The organism is Stenotrophomonas sp. NY11291 (assembly GCF_023277365.1).
Classification (GTDB): domain Bacteria; phylum Pseudomonadota; class Gammaproteobacteria; order Xanthomonadales; family Xanthomonadaceae; genus Stenotrophomonas; species Stenotrophomonas geniculata.
On record NZ_CP096975.1, the window covers coordinates 3,123,005 to 3,146,082 of the forward strand.

21 protein-coding genes are annotated in these 23,078 nt (G+C 66.2%); 13 read left to right on the forward strand and 8 right to left on the reverse strand.

Features of this window, described 5'->3' with window-relative positions; genetic code table 11:
* Positions 1–17 precede the first annotated feature (17 nt).
* Complete coding sequence (locus tag M1L61_RS14620) at positions 18–281, reverse strand: hypothetical protein (RefSeq protein ID WP_019337351.1); 264 nt, start codon at positions 279–281, stop codon at positions 18–20.
* Positions 282–438: 157 nt separating this feature from the next.
* A complete protein-coding gene (locus M1L61_RS14625; protein WP_043402932.1) occupies positions 439–1,587 on the reverse strand; it encodes an acyl-CoA dehydrogenase family protein in 1,149 nt (382 codons plus the stop codon).
* Between the two features lie 153 nt (positions 1,588–1,740).
* Between M1L61_RS14625 and M1L61_RS14630 the strand changes: the two genes are divergently transcribed.
* The 4 genes from M1L61_RS14630 (at position 1,741) to M1L61_RS14645 (ending at position 7,724) form a co-directional block, all read left to right on the forward strand.
* Entirely contained in the window at positions 1,741–2,670 is a 930-nt protein-coding gene (locus M1L61_RS14630) for a metalloregulator ArsR/SmtB family transcription factor (protein ID WP_010480432.1), read from the forward strand.
* A gap of 12 nt (positions 2,671–2,682) precedes the next feature.
* Positions 2,683–3,777 carry a homocysteine S-methyltransferase family protein gene (locus M1L61_RS14635; RefSeq protein WP_010480431.1) on the forward strand — a complete coding sequence of 365 codons (1,095 nt, stop codon included), beginning with the start codon at positions 2,683–2,685 and terminating at the stop codon, positions 3,775–3,777.
* Complete coding sequence (metH, locus tag M1L61_RS14640; RefSeq protein WP_019337353.1) at positions 3,774–6,458, forward strand: methionine synthase; 2,685 nt, start codon at positions 3,774–3,776, stop codon at positions 6,456–6,458. Before M1L61_RS14635 ends, metH begins: the two co-directional genes overlap by 4 nt.
* Before the next feature lie 78 nt (positions 6,459–6,536).
* Positions 6,537–7,724 carry an MFS transporter gene (locus M1L61_RS14645; RefSeq protein ID WP_248853714.1) on the forward strand — a complete coding sequence of 396 codons (1,188 nt, stop codon included), beginning with the start codon at positions 6,537–6,539 and terminating at the stop codon, positions 7,722–7,724.
* A 48-nt stretch (positions 7,725–7,772) separates the two neighbouring features.
* Here M1L61_RS14645 and M1L61_RS14650 read toward each other — a convergent pair whose 3' ends face one another.
* From M1L61_RS14650 to M1L61_RS14670, 5 genes are all read right to left on the reverse strand, one after another.
* Positions 7,773–8,459, reverse strand: a complete 687-nt coding sequence (locus tag M1L61_RS14650) for a DUF2058 family protein (protein WP_099560593.1) — start codon at positions 8,457–8,459, stop codon at positions 7,773–7,775.
* A gap of 10 nt (positions 8,460–8,469) precedes the next feature.
* Positions 8,470–8,709: a SlyX family protein gene (locus M1L61_RS14655; RefSeq protein ID WP_019337356.1), complete on the reverse strand. Its 240-nt coding sequence runs from the start codon at positions 8,707–8,709 to the stop codon at positions 8,470–8,472.
* Positions 8,702–10,051, reverse strand: coding sequence for a UDP-glucose/GDP-mannose dehydrogenase family protein (locus tag M1L61_RS14660; protein WP_010480421.1), 1,350 nt, complete (start codon positions 10,049–10,051; stop codon positions 8,702–8,704). The genes M1L61_RS14655 and M1L61_RS14660 overlap by 8 nt, the downstream gene beginning before the upstream one ends.
* Positions 10,052–10,074: 23 nt before the next feature.
* Positions 10,075–11,052, reverse strand: coding sequence for an FKBP-type peptidyl-prolyl cis-trans isomerase (locus M1L61_RS14665; protein WP_010480420.1), 978 nt, complete (start codon positions 11,050–11,052; stop codon positions 10,075–10,077).
* 96 nt (positions 11,053–11,148) lie between these two features.
* A complete protein-coding gene (locus M1L61_RS14670; protein ID WP_019337359.1) occupies positions 11,149–11,736 on the reverse strand; it encodes a glutathione peroxidase in 588 nt (195 codons plus the stop codon).
* 612 nt (positions 11,737–12,348) lie between these two features.
* Between M1L61_RS14670 and M1L61_RS14675 the strand changes: the two genes are divergently transcribed.
* The 6 genes from M1L61_RS14675 (at position 12,349) to M1L61_RS14700 (ending at position 16,689) form a co-directional block, all read left to right on the forward strand.
* A complete protein-coding gene (locus M1L61_RS14675) occupies positions 12,349–12,708 on the forward strand; it encodes a GntR family transcriptional regulator (protein WP_006453095.1) in 360 nt (119 codons plus the stop codon).
* Positions 12,708–13,583: an ABC transporter ATP-binding protein gene (locus M1L61_RS14680; RefSeq protein WP_019337360.1), complete on the forward strand. Its 876-nt coding sequence runs from the start codon at positions 12,708–12,710 to the stop codon at positions 13,581–13,583. Before M1L61_RS14675 ends, M1L61_RS14680 begins: the two co-directional genes overlap by 1 nt.
* Positions 13,580–14,608, forward strand: a complete 1,029-nt coding sequence (locus M1L61_RS14685) for an ABC-2 transporter permease (RefSeq protein ID WP_197601982.1) — start codon at positions 13,580–13,582, stop codon at positions 14,606–14,608. The genes M1L61_RS14680 and M1L61_RS14685 overlap by 4 nt, the downstream gene beginning before the upstream one ends.
* A 25-nt stretch (positions 14,609–14,633) precedes the next feature.
* Positions 14,634–15,521, forward strand: a complete 888-nt coding sequence (locus M1L61_RS14690; RefSeq protein ID WP_010480407.1) for a DUF2807 domain-containing protein — start codon at positions 14,634–14,636, stop codon at positions 15,519–15,521.
* Between the two features lie 30 nt (positions 15,522–15,551).
* Complete coding sequence (locus M1L61_RS14695) at positions 15,552–16,157, forward strand: hypothetical protein (RefSeq protein WP_010480405.1); 606 nt, start codon at positions 15,552–15,554, stop codon at positions 16,155–16,157.
* A 106-nt stretch (positions 16,158–16,263) separates the two neighbouring features.
* Positions 16,264–16,689: a hypothetical protein gene (locus tag M1L61_RS14700; RefSeq protein WP_010480403.1), complete on the forward strand. Its 426-nt coding sequence runs from the start codon at positions 16,264–16,266 to the stop codon at positions 16,687–16,689.
* A gap of 79 nt (positions 16,690–16,768) precedes the next feature.
* Here M1L61_RS14700 and M1L61_RS14705 read toward each other — a convergent pair whose 3' ends face one another.
* A complete protein-coding gene (locus M1L61_RS14705; protein ID WP_019337364.1) occupies positions 16,769–18,193 on the reverse strand; it encodes a class II fumarate hydratase in 1,425 nt (474 codons plus the stop codon).
* Positions 18,194–18,485: 292 nt separating this feature from the next.
* Here M1L61_RS14705 and purB point away from each other — a divergent pair, with 292 nt between their 5' ends.
* From purB to M1L61_RS14720, 3 genes are all read left to right on the forward strand, one after another.
* The gene (gene purB, locus M1L61_RS14710; protein WP_010480398.1) at positions 18,486–19,853 is read left to right on the forward strand and encodes an adenylosuccinate lyase; all 1,368 of its coding nucleotides are present in this window, start codon (positions 18,486–18,488) and stop codon (positions 19,851–19,853) included.
* A gap of 723 nt (positions 19,854–20,576) precedes the next feature.
* Complete coding sequence (locus M1L61_RS14715; RefSeq protein WP_019337365.1) at positions 20,577–21,992, forward strand: cupin domain-containing protein; 1,416 nt, start codon at positions 20,577–20,579, stop codon at positions 21,990–21,992.
* Positions 21,993–22,001: 9 nt separating this feature from the next.
* A complete protein-coding gene (locus tag M1L61_RS14720) occupies positions 22,002–22,898 on the forward strand; it encodes a GNAT family N-acetyltransferase (protein WP_248853715.1) in 897 nt (298 codons plus the stop codon).
* Positions 22,899–23,078: the final 180 nt, after the last annotated feature.

The following is a 23,078-nucleotide window of genomic DNA, read 5'->3' on the forward strand; positions in this document are numbered from 1 at the left end:
GCCGTTCGGGCCACGTCTCAGCGCAGCAGCGCAATCACCACGCACACCACCACGAGAGCCAGCGCAGGCCATTGCATCGGCAGGAAGAAGAAGTGATGGGGTGCGGCCTCGCCCTTCTGCCGGGGCACACGATTGAGCCACAGGCCCAGCAGTACGTTCACCGCTGCGCCGATGCCTGCACCCAGCAGCACCTGGGGCAGTGGAGTGTTGCCCTTGGAGCCTTCATGCGGGAAGAAGTACGCCAGCAGCAGGATGGCTGCGATCGGCGTCACCAGCGTCATGAATCCCCAACCTCGATAGATCATCTTTGCAGACCGCGTAATAAACGACCTGTATTGGAACAGATCGGGTATCGCCCGGCCAGGAAGACCGTGTAGATCCACGCATGGCGTGGATCTACCGGCCGCGCCGCCGTTGCAGCGGCGCGGCCCTTTCCACTCAGCGCAGTCCGGTCTCGTTGCGGGCGATCACCAGGCGCTGGATTTCCGAGGTGCCTTCGTAGATCTCGGTGATCTTAGCATCACGGAAGTAGCGCTCCAGCGGCATTTCCTTCGAATAACCCATGCCGCCATGGATCTGCACCGCCTGGTGGGTGATCCACATCGCGGCTTCCGAAGCGGTCAGCTTGGCCACCGCCGCTTCCGTGCTGAAGCGCTTGCCCTGGCCCTTCACCCACGCCGCGCGCAGGGTCAGCAGCAGTGCTGCGTCCAGCTTGCACTTCATGTCGGCAATCTTGGCCTGGGTCATCTGGAAGGTGCCGATGGCCGCGCCGAACGCCTTGCGCTCCTTCACGTATTCCAGGGTCGCTTCATAGGCGGCGCGGGCGATGCCGATGGCCTGCGAGGCGATACCGATGCGGCCGGCATCGAGCACACTCATGGCGATCTTGAAGCCCTCGCCTTCCTGGCCCAGCACATCCTCAGCCTGCGCCACGTAATCGTTGAACTCGATCTCGCAGGTGGCCGAGGCACGGATGCCCAGCTTCGGTTCGGTCTTGCCGCGACCGAAGCCCGCCTTGTCGGTATCGATGAGGAAGGCAGTGATGCCGCGCGCGCCCTTGTCCGGCTCGCTCATCGCGAACAGCACGATGTACTTGGCCACCGGGCCGGAGGTGATCCAGCTCTTCTTGCCGTTGATGATGAAGGTGCCGTCGGCCTGCTTCACGGCGCGGCAGCGCATGGCCGTGGCGTCCGAACCGGACTGCGGCTCGGTCAGCGCAAACGCGCCGATGGCCTCGCCCTCGGCGATGGCACGCACGTACTTCTGCTTCTGTTCCTCGGTACCGTGGGTGAGGATGCCATTGCAGAACAGCGAGTTGTTGACCGACATGATGGTCGAGTGGGCAGCGTCGGCGGCAGCGACCTCCACCATTGCCAGCACGTACGCAACCGGGTCCATGCCCGCGCCACCGTATTCGGTCGGCACTTCGATGCCCATCAGGCCGTTCTCGCCCAGCAGGCGGATGTTGTCCAGCGGGAACTCGCCGGTGCGGTCATGGTGCTCCGCGCTCGGGGCGATCTTTTCCTGCGCGATGCGCCGCGCAACGTCCTGCAACATCAACTGCTCTTCAGTAAAGCTGAAATCCACAACACCCTCCCGGGTACATGATGTTATGGGCCGCGCACGGCGTGCCCAGGTGCCCCGATTGTACCGGGGCCCGGCGGTTTCCGTACGCCAGCGACTTGACCGCGGCAGGCCTTCTCAGCGAATATATCTCTATATCGCGATAGGTAGATATTTATGGATCTTGAAGACTGGTCGACCCGCCTGAAGGTGTTCGCCGATGCGACCCGCGTGCGCCTGCTGGCGCTGCTGGAGCAGGAGGAACTTACCGTGGCCGAACTGTCGGCGATCACCCGGCTGGCACAGCCGCGGGTGTCCACCCATCTGGCGCGCCTGAAGGAAGCCGGCCTGGTTCGCGACCGCCGTGCCGGCGTGTCGGCCTATTACCGCTTCGACGAGGCCCAGCTGGACCCGGCGCAGCGTGCATTGTGGCATGCCTTGAGCAACGGAAGCGACGACCCGCTGCTGCGCCAGGACGCCGAACGCGTCGCCGCCGTGCTGGCCCACCGCGCCTCCGACCAGAACTGGGCCGACAGCGTGGCCGGCGACATGGAGCGCCACTACTCTCCAGGCCGGACCTGGGAGGCCCTTGCGCGCACCGCGCTGCCACTGCTGGAAACCGGCGACGTGCTGGACATTGCCTCCGGTGATGGCGTGCTGGCCGAACTCGTCGCCCCGCATGCCAAGCGCTACATCTGCATCGACACCAGCGCACGCGTGGTCGCCGCCGCCAGCGAGCGCCTGCGCCGCCTGCCCAATGTGGAAGTGCGCGAGGGCGACATGCATGCCCTGCCGTTCAAGGACGGCAGCTTCGACCTGGTGGTGCTGATGCATGCGCTGACCTACGCCAGCAAACCGGCGCAGGCGGTGACCGAAGCCGCACGCGTGCTGCGCCCCGGTGGCCGCCTGCTGCTGTGCAGCCTCGCCCGCCACGAGCACAAGGCAGCAGTGGAGGCTTACGGCCACGTCAACCTCGGTTTCAGTGACAAGGAACTGCGCAGGTTCGTCGACAAGGCCGGCCTGCAGGTGTCCAGCCTGGAGACGGTTACCCGCGAAAAGCGTCCGCCGCACTTTGAAGTGATTTCACTGATCGCCAACAAGCCCTGAGCCGAGACCGCCATGCCTGCCCTGCCCTGGTTGCATCCTGATCGTGCCAACGCCCTGCTCGACGCCCTGCGCGAGCGGATCCTGATCATCGACGGCGCGATGGGTACGATGATCCAGCGCCATGGCCTGCAGGAAGACGATTACCGTGGCGAGCGCTTCGCCGATGGCTACGACCATCTGCATGGCCCCGGCTGCGATCACGCAACACCGGAAGGCCATGACCTGAAGGGCAACAACGATCTGCTGCTGCTGACCCGGCCGCAGATCGTCGCCGACATCCACACCGCCTACCTGGAAGCGGGCGCGGATCTGGTCGAGACCAACACCTTCAACGCCACGTCGGTCAGCCAGGCCGACTACCACCTCGAACACCTGGTGTACGAATTGAACAAGGCCGGTGCCGCAGTTGCGCGAACCTGCTGTGATGCAGTGGCTGCGACCACGCCGGGCAAGCCCCGCTTCGTGATCGGGGTGATCGGCCCCACCAGCCGCACCGCCTCGATCAGTCCCGACGTCAATGATCCGGGCTTCCGCAACACCAGCTTCGACGAGCTGCGCGACACCTACCGCGAAGCGATCGAGGGCCTGATCGACGGCGGTGCCGACACCCTCATGGTCGAGACCATCTTCGACACGCTCAACGCCAAGGCGGCGCTGTATGCGCTGGAAGAGGCTTTTGATGCGCGTGGCGCGCGCTTGCCGGTGATGATCTCCGGCACCATCACCGACGCGTCCGGACGCACCCTGTCCGGGCAGACAGCGGAAGCCTTCCATGCCTCGCTGGCGCATGCACGACCGCTGTCGATCGGACTGAACTGCGCGCTGGGTGCCGATGCCATGCGCCCGCACGTGGAAACCCTTGCACAGGTCGCCGGCTGTTATGTCAGCGCACACCCCAATGCCGGTCTGCCCAATGCCTTCGGCGAGTACGACGAAACGCCGGAGGACATGGCCAGTACCCTGCGAGGCTTCGCCGAAGATGGCCTGCTGAACCTGGTCGGCGGCTGCTGCGGTTCTACCCCGGACCATATCCGTGCAATTGCCGAGGCCGTGGCCGGGCTGCCGCCGCGCGCCCTGCCCGGTTCCCAGGAGCAGCAGGCCGCATGAGCACCTCGCCCTACACCCGCCTGTCCGGGCTGGAACCGCTGGTCATTACCCCGGATCTGCTGTTCATCAACGTCGGCGAACGCACCAACGTCACCGGCAGCGCGCAGTTCCGCAAGCTGGTCAAGGAAGGCCGCTACGAAGAAGCGGTGGACGTGGCCCGCCAGCAGGTGGCCAGCGGCGCGCAGATCCTCGACGTCAACATGGACGAGGGCCTGATCGATTCGGAAGCGGCGATGACCCGCTACCTCAACCTGATCATGTCCGAGCCGGACATCGCGCGTATCCCGGTGATGGTCGACTCCTCCAAGTGGAGCGTGATCGAGGCCGGCCTGAAATGCCTGCAGGGCAAGAGCGTGGTCAACTCGATCTCGCTGAAGGAAGGCGAGGCACTGTTCCGCGAACACGCACGCAAGGTCCTGCGCTATGGCGCCGCCGCGGTGGTGATGGCCTTCGATGAAAGCGGGCAGGCCGATACCTGCGCGCGCAAGGTCGAGATATGCACCCGCGCCTACCGCATCCTCGTCGACGAGATCGGTTTCCCGCCGCAGGACATCATCTTCGACCCGAACATCTTCGCCGTCGCCACCGGCATCGAAGAGCACGACAACTATGCAGTGGACTTCATCGAAGCCACCCGCATCATCAAGCAGACGCTGCCGCACTGCCATGTGTCCGGCGGTGTCTCCAACGTGTCGTTCTCGTTCCGTGGCAACGAAACGGTACGCCAGGCCATCCACTCGGTGTTCCTGTACCACGCCATCGCCGCCGGCATGGACATGGGCATCGTCAACGCCGGCGCCATGCCGATCTACGACGAGCTGGAGCCGGAACTGCGCGAGCGCGTGGAGGACGTGATCCTCAACCGCCGCAGCGACGCCACTGAGCGCCTGCTGGAAATCGCCGAGCGCTACAAGGGCAAGAAGGGCGCGGCAAAGACCGAGGACCTGGCCTGGCGCGAGAAGCCGGTGGCGCAGCGCCTGGCGCACGCGCTGGTGCATGGCCTGGACGCCTATGTGGAAGAGGACACCGAACTGGCCCGCCAGGCCTCCAGCCGCCCGCTGGATGTGATCGAAGGCCCGCTGATGGACGGCATGAACGTGGTCGGCGACCTGTTCGGCGCCGGCAAGATGTTCCTGCCGCAGGTGGTGAAGTCCGCGCGCGTGATGAAGAAGGCGGTGGCCTACCTACTGCCGTACATCGAAGCGGAAAAGGCGCGCAGCGGCGACACCGCCAAGAGCAACGGCAAGATCATCATGGCCACGGTGAAGGGCGATGTGCATGACATCGGCAAGAACATCGTCGGCGTGGTCCTGGCCTGCAACAACTTTGAAGTAGTCGACCTTGGCGTGATGGTGCCGGCACAGAAGATCCTCGATGCCGCCCGTGAACACAACGCCGACCTGATCGGTCTGTCCGGGCTGATCACTCCGTCGCTGGAGGAGATGAGCCACGTCGCCCGCGAGATGCAGCGCCAGGGCTTCGAGCTGCCGCTGCTGATCGGTGGCGCCACTACCTCGCGTGCGCATACCGCGCTGAAGATCGACCCGCATTACAAGGCCCCCACGGTGTGGGTGAAAGATGCCTCGCGCGCGGTCGGCGTGGCCCAGTCGCTGATCTCGCGTGACCTGCGTGAAGCCTTCGTTGCCGCCAACGAGGCCGACTATGCCGAGATCCGCGCGCGCCACCGCAATCGCGGCGATGCCAAGCGCCTGGTCACGCTGGAACATGCACGCGGGCAGAAATTCCAGGGCGGCTGGGACAGCTACACGCCGCCGGCACCGAACCAGCCCGGCCTGCACGTATTCGACGACTACCCGCTGGCCGAACTGGTCGACTACATCGACTGGACGCCGTTCTTCCAGGCCTGGGAGCTGGCCGGCAAGTTCCCGGCCATCCTCACCGACGAGATCGTCGGCACTCAGGCCAGCGATCTGTACAAGGATGCCCGCGCGATGCTCGAGCGCATCGTCGGCGAAAAGTGGCTGACCGCCAAGGCCGTGTTCGGCCTGTGGCCGGCCAACAGCGTCGGCGACGACGTGCGCGTGCAGCACCCGCAGGGCGAGACCACGCTGCACTTCCTGCGCCAGCAGGTGGACAAGCCGGCCGAGCGCCCCGATTTCTGCCTGGCCGATTTCATCGCGCCGGCCGACAGTGGCCAGCAGGACTGGATCGGCGCCTTCGCGGTGACCGCCGGCATCGGCATCGACGCCCACGTGGCGCGCTTCGAGGCCGACCATGACGATTACAACGCGATCCTGCTCAAGGCCCTCGCCGACCGCTTCGCCGAAGCGTTGGCCGAGCGGCTGCACCAGCGCGTACGCACGGAATTCTGGGGCTACGACCACGCCGAGACGCTGGACAACGAGGCACTGATCGACGAACAGTATCGCGGTATCCGCCCCGCGCCGGGCTATCCCGCCTGCCCGGAGCACAGCGAAAAGCGCTGCCTGTTCGACCTGCTGCAAGCCGAAGCGAACGCCGGCATGGCGTTGACCGAGAGCTTCGCGATGCTGCCCACCGCAGCGGTATCGGGTTACTACTTCAGCCACCCGCAGAGCCAGTACTTCGTGGTCGGCCGGCTCAGCCGCGAACAGGTCGGCGACTACGCACGCCGCAAGGGCGTGGACCGCGCCCAGGCCGAGCGCTGGCTGGCCTCCAACCTCGACTACGATCCCGAATGACACGGTAGCGCCGGGCCATGCCCGGCGTCATCCCTCTCCGCCGGGCGTGGCCCGGCGCTACCCTGCGTTGTTCTCGCGATGACTGTCCCCGTTGCCCGCCTCTCCAGCTTCTACCTGTTCTACTACGCAGCGCTCGGTGCGTTCACCCCTTACTGGAGCCTGTTCCTCACTGCGCGCGGCATGAGCGTGACCGCGATCAGCGTGATGATGGGCCTGTGGTATGCAACGCGTGTGGTTGCGCCCAGCACCTGGACCTCGCTGGCGGCGGCCTCGCCACGGCCGATCCGCCTGCTGCGTATCGGCTGCCTGCTGACCCTGATCAGCTTCGCCGCGTTCCTGCTTCCTCTGCCGCAGCCGTGGATGTATCCGGCAATGGTGGTGTTCTGCTTCTTCTACAACGCGGTAATGCCACAGTTCGAGTCGATCACCCTCACCCATCTCGGCAGCGACAGCCATCGCTACGGCCTGATCCGGGTCTGGGGCTCACTGGGCTTCATCGCCATCGTGACCCTGTTCGGCTGGCTGATCGAAGGTGACGGCACCTCCAGCCGCGCCGGGCTGCTGCCGTGGATGATGCTGCCGCTGTTCGTCCTGCTGGTCGCTTCCGCCTTCAGCAATCACTACGCGCGCGGCATCGGCCGGACCGAAGGCGACGCCAGCGGCTTCTGGCAGATCGTGCGCCGCCCTCCGGTACTCGCGTTCTTCCTCGCTGCCTTCATGGAGCAGCTTTCGTTCGGACCGTACTACACGTTCTTCTCGGTCTACATGGACCATCACGGCTACCGCACATCCACGCTCGGCCTGCTGTGGACCATCGGCGTGGTGTTCGAGGTCGGCGTGTTCTTCACCATCGGCCGTTTCTTCCGTCGCTACGACGCCAGCTGGATGCTGCTGATCGCGCTGGTCAGTTCCTGCCTGCGCTGGGCGGTTACCGCGCTGTTCCCGGAGAACCTGCCGGTGATGCTGCTGGCCCAGACCGCGCATGCGCTCGGCTTTGCTGCTTTCTTCGCCGCAACCATGCAGATGCTGGCGACCTATTTCCCGGGCCGCCTCAACGGCCATGGCCAGGGCCTGCTGTACGGTTTCTCGTCCGGTGCCGGCGGCGTGCTGGGCGCGCTCATTGCCGGCCAGCTGTGGAAGATCGACGATGGCCGCACCGCATTCCTGGCGGGGAGCGGGTTTGCCCTGGTCGGCGCATTGCTGTGCTTCTTCGCACTGAGCATGCCGTTGATCCGTGCACGCCGCAGCATTGCGCGCGCCCGGTAACGAAAACGCCGGGCAATGCCCGGCGTTTTCATCGTGCAGCAGGTGTAGTTACCAGATCAGGTCGTCCGGCACCTGGTACTGCGGGTCCGCGTACGGATCTTCCTCGGCCGGCGCATCCGGATCGACCTTCAGCGCCACCGAGGCGGCGAACACCGCTTCGGACTGTGCCAGCACCTCGGCAGTCACCAGCAGGTAGCGGCCATTGAGCTGCACCACGCCCAGCTCACCGGCATTGAGCGCGGTCAGCTGTTCGGCGGTCACGTAGATGCGCTTGATCTTGCCGCCGTACGGGAAGTGGCGGGCGATGTCCGCCGCCTCGGCGTTGAGGCTCTTGTCCTTCAGCAGTTCTTCCAGCTTGGCCTTCGCCTCACGGCGAACGCGTGCTTCTTCCTGCTTCAGGCGCTCGGTCTCGATGCGCTCTTCCTTCTCCCGCTGCGCGCGGATGGCATAGGCCTTGGCCAGGTCCATCTCTTCGGCGCTGCGCGGCTTGCGCGGGCCCTGCTGTCCCTGGCCACCGCGCGCATGCCCGCCGGGCTTGCCCGCGCCACCATGACCGTGCCCGCGACGCTCGCCGGGCTTGTGCTCGCCCTTGCCTGCGCCCTGCGGCTTTCCATTGCCGTTGCCACCCTTGCCCTGCGGGCGGCCATCACGGCGGGGGCCATCATTCTTGCGCTCGGGCTTGGGCGCGGGCTTGAAGCCCAGGCCCATCAGCTGGTCGCGGAGGGTATCGCTCATAGGATTCGGATCAGTAGTGCGGCGGCGGCGGTTCGCTCGCCGGATCAGAAGAATTCAGTGCGTTGCGGACCTTGCCCAGGTCTTCCAGCAGCACGCGCAGCACATCGGCGTTGCGCATGCCCTGCATGCGGGCATCAGCCAGCGCATCGCTCAGTTCGGCCAGTGCCTGTTCCTGGAAGGACACGCGCATTTCCAGCTCGACCAGGCGCGCCTCCAGCGCCTGCTCGCGTTCAGTGGGCATATCAGACATGCAACGAGCGCCCCCGGCCAATGCCGTAGTACGCAAGACCTGCAGCTTCCACTTCGCCCGGCTCATACAGGTTGCGGCCGTCGAACACCACTGCGTCCTTCAACTGCTCGCGCAGCTTCTGGAAGTCGGGGCTGCGGAACTGCTTCCACTCGGTGACCACCACCAGTGCATCGGCGCCCTGCAGTGCTTCGCCTGCCGTGCTGCAGAACGTGAGGTCGTCGCGCTCACCGAAGATGCGCTGCGATTCATGCATCGCTTCCGGGTCGTAGGCACGCACCGTGGCACCGCCTTCCCAGAGCTGGGCCAGCAGGCGACGGCTGGAGGCCTCACGCATGTCGTCGGTGTTCGGCTTGAAGGCCAGGCCCCATACGGCGAACGTCTTGCCGCGCACGCCTTCGTCCTCGCCCTTGTCGTAATGGCGCTGGATGAGGGCGAACAGGTGGCCCTTCTGTGCATCGTTGACCGCTTCAACCGCATTGAGCAGCTTCGGCTCCAGGCCATACTGCTGGGCGGTACGGGCCAGTGCCTGCACGTCCTTCGGGAAGCACGAGCCACCGTAGCCGGCGCCCGGATAGATGAAGTGCCAGCCGATGCGCGGGTCCGAGCCGATGCCCTGGCGGACCTGCTCGACGTCGGCACCCACGCGTTCGGCGATGTTGGCGATTTCATTCATGAACGAAATCTTGGTCGCCAGCATCGCGTTGGCGGCGTACTTGGTCAGCTCGGCCGAGCGCACGTCCATTTCCACCACACGGTCGTGGTTGCGGTTGAACGGCGCGTACAGGCGACGCATCACCGCCACCGACTCCTCGCTGGTCGCACCGATGATGATGCGGTCCGGGCGCATGCAGTCGGCGACTGCGTCGCCTTCCTTCAGGAATTCCGGGTTGGACACCACGTCGAAGGCGATGTCCGCGCCCCGCGCGGCCAGCTCTTCAGCGATGGCTGCACGCACCTTGTCAGCGGTGCCGACCGGCACCGTCGACTTGTTGACCACCACGGTCGGCACGCTCATGTGCCGGCCGATGGTGCGGGCCACGGCCAGCACGTACTGCAGATCGGCGCTGCCATCCTCGTCCGGGGGCGTGCCAACGGCGATGAACACCACCTGGCCATGCTCGATGGCGGCCGCCGCATCGGTGGTGAACGCCAGCCGCGAGGCGGCGTGGTTGGCCTTCACCATCGGCTCAAGGCCCGGCTCATAGATCGGGATGATGCCCTGGTTGAGGCCATCGACCTTGGCCTGATCGATGTCCACGCAGACCACCTGGTGGCCTGCGTCGGCCAGGCAGGTACCGGTCACCAGTCCAACGTAACCGGTACCAAAAATCGCAACGCGCATATCCGTATTCGCTCCTGAATGACTTACGGCAGAACGCCCAGCAGCTCGACGTCGAACGTCAGCGTCGCGTTCGGGCCGATCGGGCCGCCCGGGGTGCCGTTCTCGCCGTAGGCCAGTTCGCCCGGGATCCAGAAGCGGTACTTCGAACCGACCGGCATCAGCGCGACGCCTTCGGTCCAGCCCTTGATCACCTGGTCCAGGCCGAACTCGGCCGGCTGGCGGCCGTAGGAACTGTCGAACACGGTGCCGTTGAGCAGCTTGCCTTCGTAGTTCACGCGCACCTTGCTGCTCGGCAGAGGACGCTCGCCGCTACCCGGGCGGATCACCTGGTACTGCAGGCCCGACGAGGTGGTCACCACGCCCGGCTGGGTCTTGTTCTTGGCCAGGAATGCGTTGCCTTCCGTGCGGTTGGTCTGCGCAGCCTGGGCGGCCTTGGCCTGCATTTCAGCCTGCTTGGCACCCATGAAGGCCTGGATGGTGGCGGTCGCGTCAGCTTCCGTCATCTTCGGCTGGCCCTTGGTCAGGCCGGTGCTGATCGCGTCAAACAGCGAGGCGACATCGATATCGTCCTTCAGCTGCGCCAGCGACGGGCCCACCGAGTAGGAGCCGATCATCTGCGACACCTTGACGCGGTCGACCTTCGGCGGCTGCGAACCCGGTGCCACGCCCGGCACCTGCTGGCCACTGCGGGCCATCACGACCTGGCGCAGGGCGGCATCGGTGGCCTTGGCCTGTTCCTGGGTGATCTGCGGCTGCAGGCCCTCGAACGAGCGCTCAACGGCGGTGCGCAGGGCGGCCACATCGATCTCTTCGGCGATCGGGGTGAACGACTTGGCCACGTCCAGGCCGATGGCATAGCCGAGCTTCTGCTTGGGGGAATTCAAGGTTGCGGTCTCCTTGGCGGCTGCGGGGGCAGCCGGTTGTTGCGACAGAGCGACACCCGAAGTGCCCATCGCCAGAATCAGAACCGACGCCGCGGCGCCGCGCATTCCCATCTTCATTCGCTGCATTCCTGGAAGTGTCTGGGCGCCGACGTCGGCGCGAAAAGAAGCATTGTCGCACGCATGCCGTCGATGTCGAGGCATGCGTGCCGGATATCAATGCGTGGCGGCTGCCGCCAGCGCCTTGTCGATGGCCGCGGTCAGCTGCGGATCGTCCGGCGTCACCTTGCTGGCGAACTGGGCAATGACCTTGCCATCGCGGCCCACGAGGTATTTGTGGAAGTTCCAGGCCGGCGCAACGCCGGTCGCTGCGGTCAAGCGCTGGTACAGCGGCGTGGCCTGGGTACCGACCACATGCACCTTCTCGAACATCGGGAACTTGACGCCATAGGTCAGGGTGCAGAAGTCCTGGATCTGCTTCTCGTCACCCGGTTCCTGGCCCTTGAAGTCATTGGAAGGGAAGCCCAGCACCGCGAAACCGCGGCCGGCATAGCGCTTCTGCAGCGCCTCCAGCCCTTCGTACTGCGGCGTGTAGCCACACTTGCTGGCGGTGTTGACCACCAGCAGCACCTGCCCGTGATAGCGCTGCTGCAGATTCACCTGCTGCTTGCTGGCCAACGGCCGGTATTCCAGATCGAGCAGGTCGGCCGCCAGCGCACTGGCGGAACCGGCGGCACCGGCCACCATCAGGGCCAGCAGGGACAGGCCGCGCAGGCGGCACGGGGAAACGGTCGGCAGGGGCATCAGAGGCGGTCCGCGGTAGCCATTCACAAGGCCCGGCCAGCGCTGGCCGGGAATCGGCCGAACTATAGCACCGGGCTCCGGCACCCCTGATGGCACAGGCCCACACGGGCTTTGCGCTGCGTGGCGGATGCGCTGCCCGGGCGCCATCGATGGCGCAGCGATGACATAGCATGGACATCACTGAATGGAAGGCGGCCCCGGGAAGACCCCTGCGGCAGTTTTATTTCCCTTTTAAATCAATCAAATAAAGGGATATTTCAGCAATCTGACCACCCCTGCCATCAGTTGGGGGCGGCAAGGGGTTGCACGTAGGCGTGCCGGTGTTATAGTTGCATACAGCACCAGTCACCTGAGACAGGGGGAAGCCATGAACGTCCGGATCCGTCGCAACCTCACCGCACCCGCGGCCGTCGCTGTTTCGACCCTGCTCGTGCTGGCCTGGTGGGCCACGCCCACCGCCCCTGCTTCTGCCGCTGCTGAAAGTCCGCAGGACGCAACGCTCTCCCCGGCAGGGAACGCCCCCTCCTCCCCCCCTCCCCCGCGTCGGCTGCACAGCGCGCTGTCCATGCCGTATTTCTCGTTCGCCCAGCCGCTGACCCCACGGAGCTGAATATGAGCGACATCCAGTGGAGCGACGGCGCTCCCATCTACCGTCAGTTGAAGGAGCGCGTGATCGCCATGATGCTCGACGGAATCCTCAAGCCGGGCGATGCCCTGCCTTCGGTGCGCCAGGTGGCCGCCGACTATCAACTCAATCCCATCACCGTTTCGCGCGCTTACCAGGAACTGGCCGACGAAGGCCTGGTCGAGAAGCGCCGCGGCCTGGGCATGTTCATGACCGAGCAGGCGGCCACGCAGCTGCGCAGCAGCGAGCGCGACCGTTTCCTCAACGAAGAATGGCCCGCGGTTCTGGAGCGCATCCAGCGCCTGGGCCTGAGCCTCGACGAATTGCTGCCCCAGGGGAAAGTCTGATGAATAGCACTGCAAGTGAGTCGGTCATCACCGCCCGAGGCCTGCGCAAGGCCTACAAGACCACGGTCGCCCTCGACAATGCCAGTTTCAGCATTCCAAGCGGGCGTATCGTCGGCCTGATCGGGCCCAATGGCGCCGGCAAGACCACCGCGCTGAAGGCCCTTCTGGGCCTGACCTCGGTGGAGGGTGAACTGAGCGTGCTCGGCCGCGACCCGCGACTGCACCGCGACGAACTGATGAACGACATCTGCTTCATCGCCGACGTCGCCGTACTGCCGCGCTGGCTGAAGGTCCGCGAGGCGATCGACTTCGTCGCCGGCGTGCATCCGCGCTTCGACCGCGCTCGTTGCGAGCGCTTCCTGGCCAACACCAAGCTGCAGCCGAAGCAGCGCGTGCGCGAACTGTCCAAGGGCATGATCGTGCAGCTGCACCTGGCACTGGTGATGGCCATCGATGCCCGCATCCTGGTGCTGGACGAACCGACCCTGGGCCTGGACATCCTGTACCGCAAGGAGTTCTACCAGCGCCTGCTGGAAGACTACTTCGACGAACAGAAGACCATCATCGTCACCACCCACCAGGTGGAGGAGATCGAGCACATCCTCAGCGACGTGATGTTCATCCGCGACGGCCGCATCGTGCTCGACGCGGAAATGGACGACGTCGGCCAGCGCTACACCGAGCTGCTGGTCAATGCCGACCAGCTGGACACCGCCCGCGCCCTGAAGCCGATCGACGAGCGCAGCCTGGCGTTCGGCAAGACAGTGATGCTGTTCGATGGCGTGCCGCGCGCCCAGCTTTCCTCCCTCGGCGAGACCCGCATCCCGGGCCTGGCCGACCTGTTCGTCGCCATCATGAAGGGGACCTACGCATGAATGCCGTCAACCACCCCGTCAGCCCGATCGGCACCCTGCGCTGGCTGCTCAAGCGCGAGTACTGGGAGAACCGCGGCGGTTTCCTGTATGCCCCGTTGATCGCTGGCCTGATCTCGCTGGTGATGAGCATCGCCGGCATTGCCTTCGGCCTCTTCGCACTGAACCGTGCAGCGCGCGACGGCGGCCTGCACATCGATGGCGAGAACGTGAACATCAATGGCCTGAACCTGGCCCTGCTCACCCGTGACATCAGTGCCAAGGACCTTGCTGATCTTGGCAACGGCCTGGACCTGACTCTGGTGCTCAGTTCAAGTTGGCCGTTCCTGGTGCTGGCCTTCGTGGTGTTCTTCTACTGCCTGGGCGCCCTGTACGACGATCGCCGCGACCGCAGCATCCTGTTCTGGAAATCGTTGCCGCTGTCGGACACGCAGACCGTGCTGTCCAAGGTGATCAGCGCACTGATCGTGGCACCGTTGATCGCGGTGATCGCCGGCATCCTCACCATGTTCGGCTTCATGCTGATCATCAGTGCCGTCGCGCTGCTGCACGGTGGCAGCCCGATGACCCTGATCTGGGGCCCGGCCAGCCCGCTGACCCTGGCCGCTGGGCACCTGGCCTGGATTCCGGTCTATGCCCTGTGGGCCCTGCCCACCGCCGGCTGGCTGCTGCTGTGCTCGGCATGGGCCAAGAGCAAGCCGTTCCTGTGGGCGGTGATGCTGCCGCTGTTTGCCGGCATCATTGTCAGCTCCACCAAGATGATGCCGCTGTTCGGCCTGACCACCGGCTGGTTCTGGCAGAACATCGTCGGCCGCCTGCTGCTGGGGGGCGTACCCGGCATGGACCTGCTGTATCGCCTCGGCGCCGACGAAGCCTCGCGCCGCGATCTGGACTCGGTCGTCAGCCTGATGTCCCCCGCCTCGCAGCTGAAGTCGCTGGCGATGCCGGAACTGTGGATCGGCGCCGTCGTCGGTGCAGTGTTCATCTTCCTTGCCATCCGCCTGCGCAAGCGCGCCGGCGAGATCTGATCCCATCCATCCGGAGGCATTACCCATGCGTTCCCTGCTCGCCTGTTCTGCGTTGTTGCTGTTGCCGTTGTCGGCGCTGGCCGCCGATGCTCCGAACTGCAAGTTCACTGCTGCCCGCGCGCTGAAGCTGGACGTGGCCGGTGCCAAGACGGTGGTGTTCGAGGTCAACCAGCATGATCTGAAGGTGGTCGCCAGCGCTGGCGGCGGCCAGCTGGACGGCCGCGCCTGCGCGTCCAGCCAGGAATGGCTGGACCAGCTGGTACTGGACCAGCGCAAGGTGGGCGACAAGCTGGTGGTGAGCCTGCGCCGCGACGGCCGCCAAAGCGGCATCAGCTTGGGCAACAGCTACGCCTGGCTGGATATCCGCGGCAGCGTGCCGGACAACCTGCCGCTGCAGTTCAAGGTCGGCTCGGGCGATGCCAGCGTGGAAAACGCACAGTCGCTCAGCGTGGACGTCGGCTCAGGTGACGCGGTGGCCCGCGGCACCCGCGGCAGCATCCACGCTGCAGTGGGTTCCGGCGACCTCAACATCGATGGCGGCAGTTCCTTGAATCTGCTGTCGCTGGGTTCCGGCGACGTCACCGTACGCAACATCAGCGGCGACGCCAGCACCGGTACCGTCGGCTCCGGTGACCTGAAGATCACCGATGTACGTGGCAACGCGCGGCTGGACACGGTGGGCTCGGGTGACATCGAGTTCAAGCGCGTGCAGGGCAACGTTGAAGTGGGCGTGGTCGGCTCCGGCGGCGTCGACCTGGCCGACATCGGCGGCAATGTGCACGTCCGCAGCCACGGCTCGGGCGACATCCACGTCGACGGCGTGCGCGGCACCCTGACCGTCGATCACAGCGGCAGCGGTGACGTCGATCATCGCAACGTCAGCGGGCGGGTCACTCTGCCGCGCAGCAAGTAACCCTCTTCCAGACACTACCAGGGGAACACCATGAACCTGTTGCGCCTGTTGCCCGCTGTGCTGCTGTCCCTGCCGCTGATCGCCTGCGGCGGCACGTCGTCCGCGCCCGACAAGACCGTCGGCAAAAGCGTCGCCGAAGCCACAGGTGGCGTTGGCGAGACCGTCAGAAACGCCATGGACGATGCCCGCAAGGATATCGCCCAGGGCAACATCAAGATCTCGGCGGACAAGCAGCCGCGTGCGGAGATCACCCCGGATGGCCGCCTGCTGATCGCGGGCAAGGAGATCGCTGCCAACGATATCCAGCGCCGCCATCTGCAGGACTACCGCGGCCACGTGGTCGCCATCGCGATGGACGGCATGGATGTCGGCCTGGCAGGCGCCAAACTGGGTGCCAGCGCGGCCGGCGAAGCGCTGAAGGGCATTTTCAGCGGCGACAGCGAAGGTGTCGAAAAGCGCATCAATGCCGAAGCCGAGAAGATCGAAGCCCAGGCCAAGCGCATCTGCGACCGCCTTCCGGCGATGCTGGCCAGCCAGCAGGCGCTCGCACGCGAACTGCCGGCGTTCAAGCCCTACGCGACCATGGACCAGGGCGACGTGGACGACTGCGGCAAGGACACCGTGGTCCAGCGCTAGGCCTGTGACAGATCAGCGCACCCGGTCGGCAGCGGCGTCCGGCTGCCGGCCGTAGTGCGCCGTCCGGCTTACAATGGCGGCCCCGGACGCCCCCGAACCGAATGTCATGAAGAAGCTGTTTCTGCTGCTGACCGCCCTGCTCTGCCTCGGCCTGGTCGGCTGTGACCAGGAATACCGCAACCACCGTGCCGAGCGCGGCAAGCCCAAGATTTCCGTCAGCGAAGGCATGGTCACCGTGCGTCGCCCGCCGGCACCGAACATCATCATCCTCGCCGATGGCACGATGAAGATGGACGAGATCCAGATTCCGCTGGACGACGGACAGAAGCAGATGCTGCAGACCATGTTCGGCAAGCTGCAGGTGCTGCGCCAGAACACCCTGGTGGCCGCACCGGCCGATCCCAACATGCAGCCGGTGAAGATCCAGCCGCCAGAGGGCATGGAAGTGATTCCGACGGACCTGATCCAGCGCATCCCCGAGTTCAAGGATTACACCGACACCTTCGGCAACATCGTCGCCGACCGTCGCTGAAGAAAAACGCCGCCCGAGGGCGGCGTTTCCTTTTGTAGAGCCGGGCATGGGCTCGGCTCTACAGATTACAGAATCCGGATCAACCGCCGCCACCGCCACCGGCCTGGATGCCACCGGCCGTCAGCGCGGCCGGGTCCAGCAGACGACGCAGCTCGGCTTCGGCCAACCCGCTGTCCTCCAGTGCCACGTCCAGCACCGGGCGCTGTTCCTTGTAGGCACGCTTGGCAATCGCCGCAGCCTTCTCGTAGCCGATGATCGGATTCAGTGCGGTGACCAGGATCGGATTACGCGCCAGCGCCTCGGCCACGCGATCCTCACGCACCTTCAGCCCGGCGATCGCGCTGTCCGCCAACAGGGTCGACACGTTGGCGAGCAGGCCGATGCCATCGAGCAGGTTCACCGCGATCAGCGGCAGCGTGACGTTGAGCTGGAAGTTGCCGGTCTGGCCAGCCACGGTGATCGCGGTGTGGTGGCCGATGACCTGCGCACAGGCCATCACGGTCGCTTCCGGAATCACCGGATTGACCTTGCCCGGCATGATCGAGCTGCCCGGCTGCAGCGCCGGCAGTTCGATCTCGCCCAGACCGGCCAGCGGACCGGCGTTCATCCAGCGAAGGTCATTGGCGATCTTGATCAGCGCCACGGCCAGCGCATTGAGCTGGCCGGACAGCTCGACTGCATCGTCCTGCGCGGCCAGGCCTTCGAACTTGTTCTCGGCGCTGTCGAACTTGACACCGGTCTGCTGCTTCAGCGCCTTGGCCACTTGTGCACCAAAACGTGGGTCGGCGTTGATGCCGGTGCCGATGGCGGTGCCGCCCAGCGGCAGGCGACGCACGCGCTTCAGGCTGTCTTCGATGCGCTCCTGCGCCGAGGCCAGCTGTGCGGACCATGCGCCGAACTCCTGCTCGAAGGTGAGCGGCATCGCATCCATCAGGTGGGTACGGCCGGTCTTGACCACCTTGCGCAGGCTGCGGCCCTTCTTGTCCAGGGTCTTGCGCAGGTGCACCAGCGCCGGCAGCAGCTGCTCATGCGTCGCCAGTACCGCCGACACGCGCAGCGCGGTTGGAATCACGTCGTTGGAGCTCTGCCCCTGGTTGACGTGGTCATTGGGATGCACAGCGGCCTTGCCGGCCTTGCCGGCACGGTTGGCCAGGGTGGCGATGACCTCGTTGGCATTCATGTTCGAGGAAGTGCCCGAACCCGTCTGGTAGACATCGATCGGGAACTGCGCGTCCCAGGTGCCGGCGGCCACTTCGGCGGCGGCGGTCTGGATGGCCTTGGCCACATTCTTCGGCAGGTGGCCCAGCTCGGCGTTGACGCCCGCGGCGGCGCCCTTGACCAGGCCCAGGGCGCGGATGAAACCGCGCGGCATGCGCTGGCCCGACACCGGGAAGTTCTGCACGGCACGCTGGGTCTGGGCGCCCCACAGGGCGTCCACAGGCACCTGCAGCTCGCCCATGCTGTCGTGTTCGATTCTGAAACCCTTGCTTGCAGCTTTGCTCATTGCATCAACTCCGCACTACTTCAGTTGGGGAAAGGGAAGCGGCGGCTGGCAGGGTGTCGCTTCCCGGGCTGGCGGCTGCGCCAACGATACTCCCTTGCCCGCAGCGTGGGATGACGAGCGCGGGCCAGATCGTTTCATCCGCAGGGCCGTGTTGTAGAACCGAACCTACGCTCGGCTGGCCCGTGGGCGCTGGATTACCCGGAGCAGCCGCGCGTGGGCTCGGCTCTACAGGGCACGCCTGCCCGGCACGTCGTAGAATATGGCCCCCGCCGCTCGTCCCAGCCCTGCCGACATGTCCGATTCCGCCCTGCTCGCCCTGTCCCCGCTCGATGGCCGCTATGCCGGCAAGGTCGATGCCCTGCGCCCGATCTTCTCCGAGTACGGCCTGATCAAGGCCCGCATCACGGTCGAAGTGGAGTGGCTGCTGGCCCTGGCCGCCGAGCCGGGCATCGTCGAGCTGGCCCCGTTCTCCGACGCCGCCGTCGCCCGCCTGCGCGCCCTGGCCGCCAGCTTCAGCCCGGCCCAGGCCGCGCGCGTGAAGGAAATCGAGCGCACCACCAACCATGACGTCAAGGCGGTGGAGTACTTCATCAAGGAACAGCTGAAGGACGACACCGAGCTGGCACCGGCGCTGGAATTCGTGCATTTCGCCTGCACCAGCGAAGACATCAACAATCTCAGCTACGGCCTGATGCTGGAGCAGGCCCGCCGCGAGGTGCTGCTGCCGACCCTGGACGGCATCGCCAACAGCCTGCGCAGCCTGGCCCACGCCCAGGCCGGCCAGCCGATGCTGTCGCGCACCCACGGCCAGACCGCCTCGCCGACCACCCTGGGCAAGGAACTGGCCAACGTGGTCGCGCGCCTGGAGCGCCAGCGCAGGCAGATCGCTGCCGTCGAGCTGACCGGCAAGATCAACGGCGCGGTAGGCAACTACAACGCGCACGTGGCCAGCTATCCGGACGTGGACTGGCCGGCCTTCGCCGAGCGCTTCGTGACCGGCCTGGGCCTGGTGTTCAACCCGTACACCACGCAGATCGAGCCGCACGACAACATCGCCGAGATCGGCGATGCCGCACGCCGCGCCAACATCATCCTGATCGACCTGGCCCGTGACATCTGGGGCTACGTTTCGCTGGGCTACTTCAAGCAGCGCCTGAAGGAAGGCGAAGTCGGCTCGTCGACGATGCCGCACAAGGTCAACCCGATCGATTTCGAGAATGCGGAAGGCAACTTCGGCATCGCCAACGCGCTGTTCGAGCACTTCAGCGCGAAGCTGCCGATCAGCCGCTGGCAGCGTGACCTGACCGATTCCACCGTGCTGCGTGCACTGGGCACCGCGTTCGGCCACAGCCAGGTGGCACTGGATTCGCTGGCCAAGGGCCTGGGCAAGCTGGAAGTGAACCCGCAGCGGCTGGACGCGGATCTGGACGCGGCCTGGGAAGTGCTGGCCGAAGCCGTGCAGACGGTGATGCGCCGCCATGGCCTGCCGAATCCGTACGAGCAGCTGAAGGCGCTGACCCGTGGCCAGGGCATCACCGCCGAGTCGATGCGTGCGTTCGTGCAGGGGCTGGAGCTGCCGGCGGATGCGAAGCAGCGCCTGCTGGAGATGACCCCGGGCAGCTACACCGGTCTGGCGGAATCGCTGGCGAAGAAGATCTAAGGTTTTCCTGCGGCGGCGGCCGCGGGCGCTGCCTGCGGCAGGCAACGGCAACAGCAACATAAACGTCAAGAGCGGCTCTGGATTGCTGCTAGCTGGGCGGGTCGGGATGGGCCAGCGGGACACGCCGTGAACCCGTCCCTGGGGGCTCGATGGCGCCATCCATGGCGCCAACGGTCCCGCTGGCCCATCCCGACCCGCCTCTGACAGATTCCCGGTGACGGATCGAAGAGCGTTGGGTTGTCGGGACGGAATTTGAAAGAGGGACGCGGCTTCGCCGCGTCCCTTTTTGTCTTGGGATCGCTGTAGAGCCGAGCCCACGCTCGGCTGCCTTTCGCAATGGCAACGGCAAGCCGAGCGTGGGCTCGGCTCTACACGAGCAAGCGCAGCGCGCGACCCGCTGTTGCCTTTGATCTTCTTCCATTCCGTGGCGGGCCGCGCAGGAAACTGTCAGGGGCCGGGCGGGTGGGCTGCGCGGGGGCGTGAGCCGCATGGATGCGGCGATCGAGCTTACATGGACGTACTTGCAGCGTCCCCCGCGCAGCCCACCCGCCCGGCCAAGCGCGGCTTTTGCTTGTGAACCCACACCGCCACGAGGGGCTCCGCCGTTGGCCGGAACCCCGCGACAAACCACCGCACGTGCGCAATCCCAACGAACGTCGGACAATGGAGACCTTGGCGGCCCGCCGCGCCGCCCCTCCCGCTTTCCGCTGCAAGGATTCCCCCATGGCCGCCCGCAAGTCCTCCGCCCCCCTCATCGAAGTCACCGCCCGTCCCGGCCAGCCGCTGGGCATGGCGCCGGCCACCTTCCTGCGCGATTTCTGGCAGAAGCGCCCGCTGCTGATCCGTAACGCCTTCCCGGACTTCCAGACCCCGGTGCAGCCGGAAGACCTGGCCGGGCTGGCCTGCGAGGAAGGTGTACTGGCGCGCCTGATCGAGCACGACAAGACCCAGGACGGCTGGCGCGTGCGCACTGGCCCATTCCAGGAAGACGTGTTCCCCGCCCTGCCCGACCACGACTGGACCCTGCTGGTGCAGGACGTGGACAAGTGGGACCCGGACGTGCGCGCCCTGATCGAGCACTTCAGCTTCCTGCCGCGCTGGCGCATGGATGACGTGATGATCAGCTTCGCCGCTACCGGCGGCTCGGTCGGCGCCCACGTCGACCAGTACGACGTGTTCCTGCTGCAGGCGCACGGCCATCGCCGCTGGCAGATCGATGCCAGCGAATCGATCAAGGGCAAGCAGCCGCCGCTGGGCTTCCGCCCGGACGTGGAGCTGAAGCTGCTGAAGGTGTTCAAGCCGACCCACGACTGGGTGCTGGCGCCGGGCGACATGCTGTACCTGCCGCCGAACGTGCCGCACCACGGCGTCGCCGAAGATCCGTGCCTGACCTTCTCCTTCGGCATGCGCGCGCCGTCCTCGGCCGAGCTGATCAGCGACTACCTGGACACCCTGATCGCCGATGCCGACGAGAACATCCGCTACCAGGATGCCGACCTCAAGGTGCCGGCCGACCCGAACGAGATCGACACGGTGGCGATGGCGCGGGTGATCACCGCGCTCAACGCCATCCGCATGAACGACCCGGACAAGCTGGGTGACTGGTTCGGCCGCTTCATCACCACCTACCGTGCAGCGGGCGAAGTGATGGCCCACCAGGCAGCACCGGCACCGGAGGAAGTGGTCCAGGCCCTGGCGTCGGGCCTGCTGCTGCAGCGCCACCCGTGGGCGCGCCTGGCCTGGCGCCGGGCCAAGCGCGGCGCCAGCCTGTACGTCAGCGGCCAGGACTTCGCGCTGCCGGTGAAGGACGCCCAGCGTCTGGCCGGCGCCGAACAGCTCGATGCCGCCGCCTATCGCGGCCTGTCCGACAAGGGCCGTGCCGTGGTCCAGCAGCTGCTGGTCGGCGGGGTGTTCCAGCTGATCGACCCGAATGAGGTATACGAGGCCGAAGACGAGGACGACGGCGAAGATGCCGCGGTGCTCGGCGAGGTCGTCGAAGGCCGTGACCGCGTGGATGCGATCGACGCCGATGCGGTGTCCGACGATGTCCACTCCGTGACCGTGCACGACGACGGCATCGAGGTCATCGTCAACTTCGAGGACGACGAGGAAGACGACAGCGACGTCGGCCGCGCCTGAGTCGCCGCCATGGTCCGGGTCCAGCAGGTCAGCCACGCCGACGCCCACGTCGCCATCCACGACGTGCGGCAGCGGGTGTTCGTGCAGGAACAGGGCATCGCCGCCGAACTGGAGCGCGACGCGCTGGACCCGGTCAGCGCCCATGTACTGGCGCTGGACGCCGACGGCGAACCGGTCGGCACCGGCCGACTGGCCCCGGACGGCCGCATCGGCCGCATGGCGGTGCTGGCCAGCCATCGCAGCCGCGGCGTCGGTGAAGCCCTGCTGGAGGCACTGGTCGAGGCCGGGCGCCGGCTCGGCCTGGCCGAACTGCACCTGCACGCGCAGCTGCCGGCCCGTGACTTCTATGCCCGCCAGGGTTTCCTGCCCGAGGGCGAGGTGTTCGAGAAGGCCGGCATCGGCCACCAGCAGATGCGTCGCCGGCTGGGCGCGGCCCGCGCCATCGACGGCCGCGCCGAGGCGGTGGCGATCACCACCGCCATCATCCACCGCGCCCGCCGCCAACTGTGGCTGCACAGCCGCCAGCTGGACCCCGGCCTGCTTGACGCACCGCAGGTGCAGGCCGCCCTGCGCCGCTTCGTCACCGCCCGCCACGACAAGCAGCTGCGGGTGATCGTGCACGATGCGGCTGCCGTTGCCTCTGCCGGGGCACCGCTGCTGGCGTTGGCCCAGCGCCTGCCAAGCGTGATCCAGTTCCGCGAGGTCACCGACCCGGTCGACCGTGCGTTGGCCTCGGCCTGCCTGCTCAACGATGCCGGCGACTTCTACTTTCGTCTGATCGGGCATCGCCTCGACGGCGAAGCCGGCATCGCGCTGCCGGCACGTTCGCAGCCGTTCGAGCAGCAATTGCAGCGTGTCTGGGACCGTTCGCGCGATTGCAGCGAACTGCGCGCGCTCGGCATCTGAGCGCGGGCCACCGCGCCAACCTGTCTGGAAGCGGCACCGGGGGACGCGCGATGCCTCTGGTGATGCCCCTTCGTGTCCGGTTGGGGGTACAATTTGGCTGTTTGAACGCGCCCGTGCATGGCTATTCATCTTCGTGCCGGGTCCTTCTGAAGCCATACCCCACAAAGCGAATCAGCACCC

Coding starts and splice junctions, on each gene's coding strand:
- M1L61_RS14635 (WP_010480431.1), top strand. CDS start 2,683: ATGCCTGCCCTGCCCTGGTTGCATCCTGATCGTGCCAACGCCCTGCTC.
- metH (WP_019337353.1), top strand. CDS start 3,774: ATGAGCACCTCGCCCTACACCCGCCTGTCCGGGCTGGAACCGCTGGTC.
- M1L61_RS14690 (WP_010480407.1), top strand. CDS start 14,634: ATGCGTTCCCTGCTCGCCTGTTCTGCGTTGTTGCTGTTGCCGTTGTCG.
- M1L61_RS14620 (WP_019337351.1), bottom strand. CDS start 281: ATGACGCTGGTGACGCCGATCGCAGCCATCCTGCTGCTGGCGTACTTC.
- M1L61_RS14660 (WP_010480421.1), bottom strand. CDS start 10,051: ATGCGCGTTGCGATTTTTGGTACCGGTTACGTTGGACTGGTGACCGGT.
- M1L61_RS14715 (WP_019337365.1), top strand. CDS start 20,577: ATGGCCGCCCGCAAGTCCTCCGCCCCCCTCATCGAAGTCACCGCCCGT.
- M1L61_RS14695 (WP_010480405.1), top strand. CDS start 15,552: ATGAACCTGTTGCGCCTGTTGCCCGCTGTGCTGCTGTCCCTGCCGCTG.
- M1L61_RS14670 (WP_019337359.1), bottom strand. CDS start 11,736: ATGCCCCTGCCGACCGTTTCCCCGTGCCGCCTGCGCGGCCTGTCCCTG.
- M1L61_RS14675 (WP_006453095.1), top strand. CDS start 12,349: ATGAGCGACATCCAGTGGAGCGACGGCGCTCCCATCTACCGTCAGTTG.
- M1L61_RS14665 (WP_010480420.1), bottom strand. CDS start 11,052: ATGAAGATGGGAATGCGCGGCGCCGCGGCGTCGGTTCTGATTCTGGCG.
- M1L61_RS14645 (WP_248853714.1), top strand. CDS start 6,537: ATGACTGTCCCCGTTGCCCGCCTCTCCAGCTTCTACCTGTTCTACTAC.
- M1L61_RS14685 (WP_197601982.1), top strand. CDS start 13,580: ATGAATGCCGTCAACCACCCCGTCAGCCCGATCGGCACCCTGCGCTGG.
- M1L61_RS14630 (WP_010480432.1), top strand. CDS start 1,741: ATGGATCTTGAAGACTGGTCGACCCGCCTGAAGGTGTTCGCCGATGCG.
- M1L61_RS14705 (WP_019337364.1), bottom strand. CDS start 18,193: ATGAGCAAAGCTGCAAGCAAGGGTTTCAGAATCGAACACGACAGCATG.
- M1L61_RS14650 (WP_099560593.1), bottom strand. CDS start 8,459: ATGAGCGATACCCTCCGCGACCAGCTGATGGGCCTGGGCTTCAAGCCC.
- purB (WP_010480398.1), top strand. CDS start 18,486: ATGTCCGATTCCGCCCTGCTCGCCCTGTCCCCGCTCGATGGCCGCTAT.
- M1L61_RS14700 (WP_010480403.1), top strand. CDS start 16,264: ATGAAGAAGCTGTTTCTGCTGCTGACCGCCCTGCTCTGCCTCGGCCTG.
- M1L61_RS14680 (WP_019337360.1), top strand. CDS start 12,708: ATGAATAGCACTGCAAGTGAGTCGGTCATCACCGCCCGAGGCCTGCGC.
- M1L61_RS14655 (WP_019337356.1), bottom strand. CDS start 8,709: ATGTCTGATATGCCCACTGAACGCGAGCAGGCGCTGGAGGCGCGCCTG.
- M1L61_RS14720 (WP_248853715.1), top strand. CDS start 22,002: ATGGTCCGGGTCCAGCAGGTCAGCCACGCCGACGCCCACGTCGCCATC.